This is a genomic window from Pseudoalteromonas fuliginea (assembly GCF_000690055.1).
Taxonomy (GTDB): Bacteria; Pseudomonadota; Gammaproteobacteria; order Enterobacterales; family Alteromonadaceae; genus Pseudoalteromonas; species Pseudoalteromonas fuliginea.
Window position 1 is genome coordinate 1 of the sequence record NZ_JJNZ01000122.1, and the last position, 8172, is coordinate 8172.

Here is an 8172-nt window from a genome sequence, read left to right on the forward strand (position 1 = left end):
GTTCTAGCGTAATTTTCTTAACGTTAAATAGACCCCATATATAAGCAGATTGGTATAAGATAATCACCCTTTCAATAAAAAGCCGATATTACATAGTAATATCGGCTTTTTATTGAAAAACCACAGTTACATGATTTTTAGCTACAAAAAAACCGCGTATAAAACGCGGCTTTTAAATGCTTTTTAATTACAGACCAGCACGGTCTTTAATTACAGCAATAAGTGGTGAACCAGCATGGTTACCTTCAGCCCAAGCGATATCTGCGCCATCAGCTAATGAACTTTTTGAAAGGTTTTTAACAATGTATTCACCAGTACCTACTGCGTTGCTTGCAACTGCATGGCGTAATAAGTTATTACCATTACATTGTATTGCATCGTAGATATTACGAATTTTTACACGAGAACTTTTAAGTTTACTACGTAAACGGTTTTTATCGTCCGCTGCTATATACTCGCAAATAGATACAGCTAATTGATCTTCAGCGTTTGCAGGCGCTACATACGAAAATGAACCTACTGCAATAGCAGTAACAATAACTAGCTTTGGTAATTTAAACATGAAAAACCCTTTATGGTACTTTTTACCTATGTTGATTGGTTAATATTGTACCAACACACGTAGATTTTCGCAATAATGTTATTGAATTTTATATAAAGTTACGAATTTATAACTAGATTTGTTTTTATTATCAGGCTGCATACTTAACTCTTCTTTAAGCTCCCATTTAGCTATTTTTTGATAATCTGGGAATTGTGTATCGCCTTCTACATCTAAATCTATAAACGTTAAATATAAGCGCTCTGCACGCTCTAAAAACTGCTGATAAATATTTCCACCACCAATGATCATTACTTCTTCAGCGTCAGAAACTAAATTCAATGCAGCCTCTGGTGTTGCTACCGTTTCAATTCCATCAGCTTGATACCCAAGATTACGAGTAATAATAATATTACGTCGCCCAGGCAGAGGACGTCCGATAGATTCAAAAGTTTTACGACCCATAATTACAGGCTTACCTGTAGTCACTTTTTTAAAATGCTGAAGATCTGCAGGTAAATGCCATGGCATTTTATTATCTAGGCCAATTACACGGTTATTTGCCATTGCTGCAATCATTGAAATTATCATATTAAATACCTAGTACTTTATTTTTAAACAAAGAAAAAGGAGCATAAGCTCCTTTTTATAAATTCTATTTAATTAGCGCTCGTAGACAACTTCTACGTCGTAATCATCTTCATCCCAATCGTCCCAATCATCATCATTGCCCTTACCTTTAGTGGCTTTTTCATGATAGGTATCCCACTTGAATTCAATCTCTTCATCTTCAACCTGTACAAACTTCTCTTTAGGCATGCTATCGAGCAGTGTCATTATGTTGTGAATTAAAGGTTGAGTATTGAGTTTATTAATCGCTGAAATGTGATAAATATTTTCAGTTTCGCCCAGTTCTTCTGCAATAGCTTCACATAACGCTTTTGCTTCGTCCTCTGGTAATAAATCTATTTTATTAAAAACTAACCAACGTGGCTTTTCAGCTAATTTAGGGCTGTATTGATGTAACTCGTTAATAATCGAGAATGCATTATCAACAGGGTTTGAACCATCTACCGGCATTACATCGATAATGTGTAATAACACACGACAACGCTCTAAATGCTTCAAGAAGCGGATGCCTAAGCCTGCACCATCAGATGCACCTTCAATTAAGCCTGGTATGTCAGCTATTACAAATGATTTATTCGCTTCTGGACGCACTACACCCAAATTAGGAATAAGCGTTGTAAACGGGTAATCAGCTACTTTAGGCCGTGCTGCTGATACACTACGGATAAACGTAGATTTACCTGCGTTAGGAAGCCCTAGTAAGCCTACATCCGCTAATAGTAGCAACTCTAATTTTAAATTACGTACTTCGCCTTCAGTACCCAAGGTTTTTTGACGAGGTGCTCGGTTAGTACTTGATTTAAAACGTGCATTCCCCAAGCCGTGGAAACCACCTTTTGCAACCAAAATACGTTGACCATGTTGCGTTAAATCACCAAGTCCCTCTTGGGTATCAACATCCATGATACGTGTGCCTACAGGCACCATAACAAATAAGTCATCGGCTTTTCGGCCTGTACAGTTACGGCTACGACCGTTAGTACCACGTTCAGCTCTATGGAAACGCTCAAACTGATAATCAATGAGGGTATTTAAGTTTTCATCAGCTTGTAGATAAACACTACCACCGTCTCCACCGTCACCGCCGTCTGGTCCACCATCTGGAACATATTTTTCACGACGGAAAGACACGATGCCGCTGCCACCGTCTCCAGCTTCTGCGCGAATTTCTACTTCATCTACAAACTTCATGATTACTCACTTTAGGGATTGGCTTGTTAATTTAACTATTATATACCGAAGCCAAGCTGATTGCAGGCTTGGCTTGGGTATATATTTTTTTCTTAAAACAAAAAACCCCGCAAAGGCGGGGTTTTTTAACTACCTTACTGATTACTCAGTTACGATAGTTACGTATTTACGGTTTAAAGGACCTTTCTGTTCAAACTGAACTTTACCATCTGCTTTTGCGAAGATAGTGTGGTCTTTACCGATACCTACGTTTGTACCAGGGTGGAAACGAGTTCCACGCTGACGAACAATGATGCTACCCGCTAGAACTGATTCGCCACCAAAACGCTTAACACCTAGGCGTTTGCTTTCTGAATCGCGACCGTTACGAGTACTACCAGCTGCTTTTTTATGTGCCATTTCTAAGTACCTCTAATTAAGCGCTAATGCTAGTGATTTTAACTTCAGTGAACCATTGACGATGGCCCATTTGCTTACGAGAATGCTTACGGCGTCTAAATTTAACAACCTTAATCTTCTCACCGCGACCATGTGAAACAACCTCAGCTGTTATCTTGCCACCGTTTACGAACGGTACACCGATCTCGATTTTCTCACCATCAGCAACTAAAAGTACTGAATCAAATTCTACTGCCGCACCAGTTTCAACGTCTAATTTTTCAAGACGAATCGTTTGACCTTCAGTCACACGATGCTGTTTACCACCACTTTGGAAAACCGCGTACATAATTAACTCCGTCTGTGCACCCTCAAATCGGTGCAACTAAAATATTCTTCGATAGGGCGCGAAGTTTACGCTAACGCGAAATAACTAGCAAGCCTATTTTGTAATTAAAATGAATAAAAAGTAGCTGCATTGAGAGTAATTCAATATTTCCCCCAGTTTATATTAATTGACCCTTTTGCCAAGTGCTTTTTAGCTGTTAAGCGAAATAAGTTAATGCGCTTAAATAGAGCTCTCGCTGTATAATATCTAAGCGCGACTCAGACTGCATGTTGGTTATCTATTAATCAGTTATCTCAACCAATTAAGCTCTTATTCAGTACTTTAATAGTGTTTTTTCAATCAATCGTCACAAAATATCGAGCTAGTGCATTTTTTGTTGTACAATCTGCGCCGTTCACACATAAAAATTGGCTCGGAGATCAATGGATATAAAAGCTATCCAGGCGTTAATCGAAAGCGATATGAATGACGTCAATCAACTTATACATGCGCAAATGCGCTCAGATGTGGCGTTAGTTAATCAGCTTGGTTTATATATAGTTAGCAGTGGCGGCAAACGTGTTCGTCCAATGCTCGCAATTTTAGCAGCCAAGGCGCTCGGTTATCAGGGTAAAGATCACATAACACTTGCAACAATTGTTGAGTTTATCCATACAGCAACGCTATTGCATGATGATGTTGTAGATGAATCAAACTTACGACGTGGCACGCCTACAGCAAATGCTGAATTTGGTAATGCTGCTAGCGTATTAGTTGGTGACTTTATTTACACTCGCTCATTTCAGCTTATGGTTGGCCTTGGAAAAATGCAGATTATGCAAGTACTTGCCGATGCAACAAACATTATTGCTGAAGGTGAAGTATTGCAGCTGATGAACTGCAATGACCCAGATACGACTGAAGCCAGCTATATGCAGGTTATTTACTCTAAAACGGCTAAATTATTTGAAGCAGCGACAGGCCTTGCTGCCATTATTACTGAGCAAGACCAAGCGACACTCGACGCATTAAACTTATACGGTATGCATTTAGGCACCGCGTTTCAGTTAGTGGATGATGTACTCGATTACAATGCGGATGCTGAGCAGCTAGGTAAAAACATTGGCGATGATTTAGCTGAAGGCAAACCAACCCTTCCGCTTATTTATGCTATGCAACATGGTAGCGAGCAGCAAACGCAACTTATTCGTGATGCAATAGAGCACAGTAATGGTATGGAGCATTTAGAAGAAATTTTAACTGCACTAAAACAAACTAATGCGCTTGAGTTTACAATGCAAAAAGCAGAGTTTGAGGCCGAAAAAGCCATTGCCTGTTTAGACTTTTTAGCTGAGTCTGACTATAAGCAAGCACTTATAAGCCTTGCCCGTATTGCGGTTGACCGCGACCACTAGTTTTAACTAGTTACACAGTGTGACATTAATTCTGAGCAATAAAAAAGCCTGCAAATGCAGGCTTTTTTGTTGCTTAAACCGGCTATTACGCCATGAAATCAACACCTTCTTTGATGTCTTTTTTCAGAGTTTCAAGCATGTCATTTTTTGCTTTTGTTTCAAATGCGCTTAGTTCGCCGTAAGAAAGAATTTCTTCTACGCCGTTTTTACCTAAACGTACTGGATGTGCAAAGTACTCTGCATCGCCATTTTCAACAGCAACGTAAGCGTAATCTACAACTTCTTCACCTTGTAGGCCTTTAACTAAAGACATACAAAAACGCGCTGCAGCAGCACCCATAGATAGCGTAGCTGAACCACCGCCTGCTTTAGCATTTACAACTTCAGTACCCGCATTTTGGATACGTGGAGTAAGTGCAGCAACTTCTTCATCTGTAAAAGAAACACCTTCAACTTGAGAAAGTAGAGGCAGAATCGTTGTGCCTGAGTGACCACCAATTACTGGTACTTTTACAGTTGCTACGTCTACGCCTTTAAGTTCAGCAACAAATGCTTCTGAACGAATAACGTCAAGCGTAGTAATACCGAATACGCGTTTAGCGTCGTAAGTACCTGCTTTTTTGAATACTTCAGCAACAATTGGAACTGTGCCGTTTACTGGGTTAGTAATAATACCTACTAACGCTTTAGGACAGCTGGCAACAATGCCTTCTGCTAACGTTTTGATGATGCCAGCATTTACATTGAATAAATCAGCACGATCCATACCTGGTTTACGTGGCATACCCGCTGGGATAAGAACGATGTCAGAACCTTCAAGCGCTTTATTTAAATCGTCTGCGCCAAAGCCTGCTACTTTAACATCTGTTGGGATGTGAGAAAGGTCAACCGCAACACCTGGTACTACTGGTGCAACATCATAAAGTGATAATTCAGAGCCAGCTGGTAAGCCTGTTTTTAATAATAAAGACAACGCTTGGCCGATACCGCCTGCAGCACCTAATACAGCAACTTTCATTGGAATTCTCCGTCATTTGAGGTAGGAAATATTTGTGGCTCTTAAGATAATGAAATTAGCGACTAAAAACAAATTTATCCTGTCTATTTCAAGTATATTTTCGACCATAGTCGTAAACTTTTGTGATTTAACGCATCAAACTGGCAAGTTAACTAAACAACTGCTGCATAATTATTCATTATTGTGTAGAATTTGCAGCATAAATAACAAAAATGAATAAAGACTATGCAACCACAAGATAAACAAGAAGCACTGGTAAAAGCATTTAAATCGCTTTTAAAAGAAGAAAACTTTGGCTCTCAAGGCGAAATAGTTGATGCGTTAAAAGAGCAAGGCTTTGACAATATAAGCCAAAGTAAAGTATCACGCATGTTAAGTAAGTTTGGCGCTGTACGCACACGTAATGCCAAGCAAGAAATGGTTTACTGCTTACCTGCTGAAATGGGTGTACCTACGGCTAAAAGCCCATTACGCCAATTAGTAATCGACATTATGCACAACGAAATGATGATCATCATTCGTACCAGCCCAGGTGCGGCTCAGCTTATTGCACGTTTATTAGATTCATTAGGTAAAGCAGATGGCGTACTAGGAACTATTGCCGGCGATGACACTATTTTTATCGCCCCGGCTAAAATATCTGAAATAGACGTGACACTTGAACGCGTTCGCATTTTATTTGATACGGTTTGATTATTAATCGTAATTAAATCTGTTTTAAAAATCCGACCGAAGGTGCAAAAAAAGCAGAACCCATATCGGCTTGAGTAAAATCAAGCCAGTGGTCGTAACAATCACCTTCGCCTAAACGGCTTTTAAGTATTTTTTCGAACGCGGTTCCTGTACATGCACATGTAATTGATAACATTCCCTGCTCATACACATCGCCATAAGGCATGCTTTGATTTAATAGTAGCGGTTGCCCGTCTTCATCTTTTAGCTCACTACGCGAAGCATGGCTGGTTTCGATCGCGGGGGTAATTAGTGTGTTATCAAGGCGCGTACGACCCATTATTTGCTCTTGCTCACTTAATGATAAATGCTGCCACACAGTTAAGTCATGCTTATAACGTTGTACATGAATATAACTTCCTTGATCTTCAAAGCTACCCGGTTTATTTATTAGTGCCGTCGCACGCTTTTTTCTACCATGAGCAGAATCGCCACCATAAATAAAGCCATTAAAGTCTCGTCCATCTAAAAAGCGAAAATTACGAACCTGCTCTACCAGCTCTACATCAGGAGCAAATAACTTTAATACTTGCAGGGCAAATAAATGGTTAACGTCTTCACGGTCAGAGCGAATTTGCACAAACAAATCACACGGTTGCACGCTCATTTGGTGATCGCTGTGATTTATATTAGGAAAGCTCTGTAATTCGCTTGGAATGTACTCAGGAAGGATATGTGGCCAATATTGCGCACCAATAGCGACCATACAAGAGAGCATTGATTCTGAAAACTGATCGCTAAATTCTTCTTCAATAGCGCTTACTTGCTTTAGTTTTACGCGTAACGATTCATCTTGACCATCAAACACATTAAAAAATAAGTGCAAACCGTGTAAGTTTGCTTCAGCACAAATCCCTGATTGCGCTTGCGCCATTGTTATTCCTTAGTTTTATAGATAAAAACACAGCGAATAACAAATTAATTATGATTCGAAAAAGTTCACCGTGTGAGGTTTTATTTTTATTATAACCTGCTCATTTTTTTCAAATGATTGGTCATATTGTGCAGCAACTTCAACTTCTTGCTCAGCAATAACGACTGTGTAAACATACGCTGAACCAATAAAGCGACTACTTAATATTGTAGCTCGTTCACAGTGTCTGTCACATAGATTATCACTTACTAATTCAATCTGGTGAGGACGAACATATATTTTCCCTACACTCGCTCTATGCTCATGTCCAATATATGATTTAACTAAGCCAAACGGTGTATTATATTCAGTTGTCGTTAATACTTCTGCCTCTAAGTATATGCCTTGACCCAGAAACTCTGCAACCTCCTTTGAGCTTGGAGCTGCAAAAAGCTGTTCTGGCGTGCCTTGTTGCGCAATTTTACCGCGATGCATAATGGCAAGTGTATCGGAAAAGGCAAATGCCTCTTCTTTTGAGTGCGTAACAAATACAGCAGAGACTTGTGTTGCCTTAATAATTCGACGTATATCGGCGATTAGTTCAAAGCGTACTTGTGTATCAATGTTTGAAAAAGGCTCATCAAGCAATAACAAACTAGGTTTATAAGCTAATGCGCGAGCAATCGCTACGCGTTGCTGCTGACCACCCGATAACTGATGAGGAAATCTATCGGCACAGCCAATTAAATGAACAAGCTTAAGCATTTCATCAACACGATGCTGCTTTTGGGCTTTACTCATTTTACTAAGCCCAAATGCGATATTATTTGCCACTGTCAAATGCGGAAACAATGCATAATCTTGAAACATCATGCCGATGTTACGATGCTCAGGTGAGACAAATGATTGCTCATTACTCACTAATTTACCGTCTATAAAAATAGACCCTTGCTTGGCTTCAATTAAACCTGCAATGGCTTTTAATGTGGTTGTTTTACCGCAACCACTTGCACCGAGCAGACAAACAATTTCATCTTTGCCCACTGTTAAATCTAAATCATGAATCATAGGTTGGATCTTAAGAAA

The 8172-nt window shown here is 39.5% G+C and carries 10 protein-coding genes; 2 read left to right on the forward strand and 8 right to left on the reverse strand.

All coding sequences use genetic code 11. The features are described 5' to 3' along the window. Positions 1–187: 187 nt before the first annotated feature. From DC53_RS00530 to rplU, 5 genes are all read right to left on the reverse strand, one after another. Positions 188–562, reverse strand: a complete 375-nt coding sequence (locus DC53_RS00530) for a DUF3718 domain-containing protein (protein ID WP_007378736.1) — start codon at positions 560–562, stop codon at positions 188–190. Between the two features lie 78 nt (positions 563–640). Further along, entirely contained in the window at positions 641–1132 is a 492-nt protein-coding gene (gene folA, locus DC53_RS00525; protein ID WP_007378735.1) for a type 3 dihydrofolate reductase, read from the reverse strand. Between the two features lie 72 nt (positions 1133–1204). Continuing rightward, positions 1205–2362, reverse strand: coding sequence for an Obg family GTPase CgtA (gene cgtA, locus DC53_RS00520; protein ID WP_007378734.1), 1158 nt, complete (start codon positions 2360–2362; stop codon positions 1205–1207). Positions 2363–2503: 141 nt separating this feature from the next. Continuing rightward, positions 2504–2761, reverse strand: a complete 258-nt coding sequence (gene rpmA, locus DC53_RS00515) for a 50S ribosomal protein L27 (RefSeq protein WP_002957747.1) — start codon at positions 2759–2761, stop codon at positions 2504–2506. Positions 2762–2777: 16 nt separating this feature from the next. After that, positions 2778–3089, reverse strand: coding sequence for a 50S ribosomal protein L21 (gene rplU, locus DC53_RS00510; RefSeq protein ID WP_002957748.1), 312 nt, complete (start codon positions 3087–3089; stop codon positions 2778–2780). A gap of 422 nt (positions 3090–3511) precedes the next feature. Between rplU and ispB the strand changes: the two genes are divergently transcribed. Then, positions 3512–4483 carry an octaprenyl diphosphate synthase gene (ispB, locus tag DC53_RS00505; protein ID WP_007378733.1) on the forward strand — a complete coding sequence of 324 codons (972 nt, stop codon included), beginning with the start codon at positions 3512–3514 and terminating at the stop codon, positions 4481–4483. A gap of 85 nt (positions 4484–4568) precedes the next feature. On the opposite strand, the gene mdh is transcribed toward ispB, so the two are convergent. Continuing rightward, complete coding sequence (gene mdh / locus DC53_RS00500) at positions 4569–5501, reverse strand: malate dehydrogenase (protein WP_002957751.1); 933 nt, start codon at positions 5499–5501, stop codon at positions 4569–4571. A gap of 225 nt (positions 5502–5726) precedes the next feature. Between mdh and argR the strand changes: the two genes are divergently transcribed. Next, the gene (gene argR, locus DC53_RS00495; protein ID WP_006794541.1) at positions 5727–6194 is read left to right on the forward strand and encodes a transcriptional regulator ArgR; all 468 of its coding nucleotides are present in this window, start codon (positions 5727–5729) and stop codon (positions 6192–6194) included. A gap of 13 nt (positions 6195–6207) precedes the next feature. On the opposite strand, the gene DC53_RS00490 is transcribed toward argR, so the two are convergent. Both DC53_RS00490 and DC53_RS00485 read right to left on the reverse strand, forming a co-directional pair. Next, positions 6208–7107 (reverse strand): Dyp-type peroxidase, encoded by a 900-nt coding sequence (locus tag DC53_RS00490; RefSeq protein WP_007378732.1) that lies wholly within the window; start codon positions 7105–7107, stop codon positions 6208–6210. 48 nt (positions 7108–7155) lie between these two features. Next, complete coding sequence (locus DC53_RS00485; protein ID WP_045984494.1) at positions 7156–8154, reverse strand: ABC transporter ATP-binding protein; 999 nt, start codon at positions 8152–8154, stop codon at positions 7156–7158. Between the last annotated feature and the right edge of the window lie 18 nt (positions 8155–8172).

Bases quoted from the DNA above. Each gene is read 5' to 3' on its own strand.
- DC53_RS00530 (WP_007378736.1), bottom strand. From the start codon at position 562: ATGTTTAAATTACCAAAGCTAGTTATTGTTACTGCTATTGCAGTAGGT.
- rpmA (WP_002957747.1), bottom strand. From the start codon at position 2,761: ATGGCACATAAAAAAGCAGCTGGTAGTACTCGTAACGGTCGCGATTCA.
- DC53_RS00485 (WP_045984494.1), bottom strand. From the start codon at position 8,154: ATGATTCATGATTTAGATTTAACAGTGGGCAAAGATGAAATTGTTTGT.
- DC53_RS00490 (WP_007378732.1), bottom strand. From the start codon at position 7,107: ATGGCGCAAGCGCAATCAGGGATTTGTGCTGAAGCAAACTTACACGGT.
- argR (WP_006794541.1), top strand. From the start codon at position 5,727: ATGCAACCACAAGATAAACAAGAAGCACTGGTAAAAGCATTTAAATCG.
- rplU (WP_002957748.1), bottom strand. From the start codon at position 3,089: ATGTACGCGGTTTTCCAAAGTGGTGGTAAACAGCATCGTGTGACTGAA.
- folA (WP_007378735.1), bottom strand. From the start codon at position 1,132: ATGATAATTTCAATGATTGCAGCAATGGCAAATAACCGTGTAATTGGC.
- mdh (WP_002957751.1), bottom strand. From the start codon at position 5,501: ATGAAAGTTGCTGTATTAGGTGCTGCAGGCGGTATCGGCCAAGCGTTG.
- cgtA (WP_007378734.1), bottom strand. From the start codon at position 2,362: ATGAAGTTTGTAGATGAAGTAGAAATTCGCGCAGAAGCTGGAGACGGT.
- ispB (WP_007378733.1), top strand. From the start codon at position 3,512: ATGGATATAAAAGCTATCCAGGCGTTAATCGAAAGCGATATGAATGAC.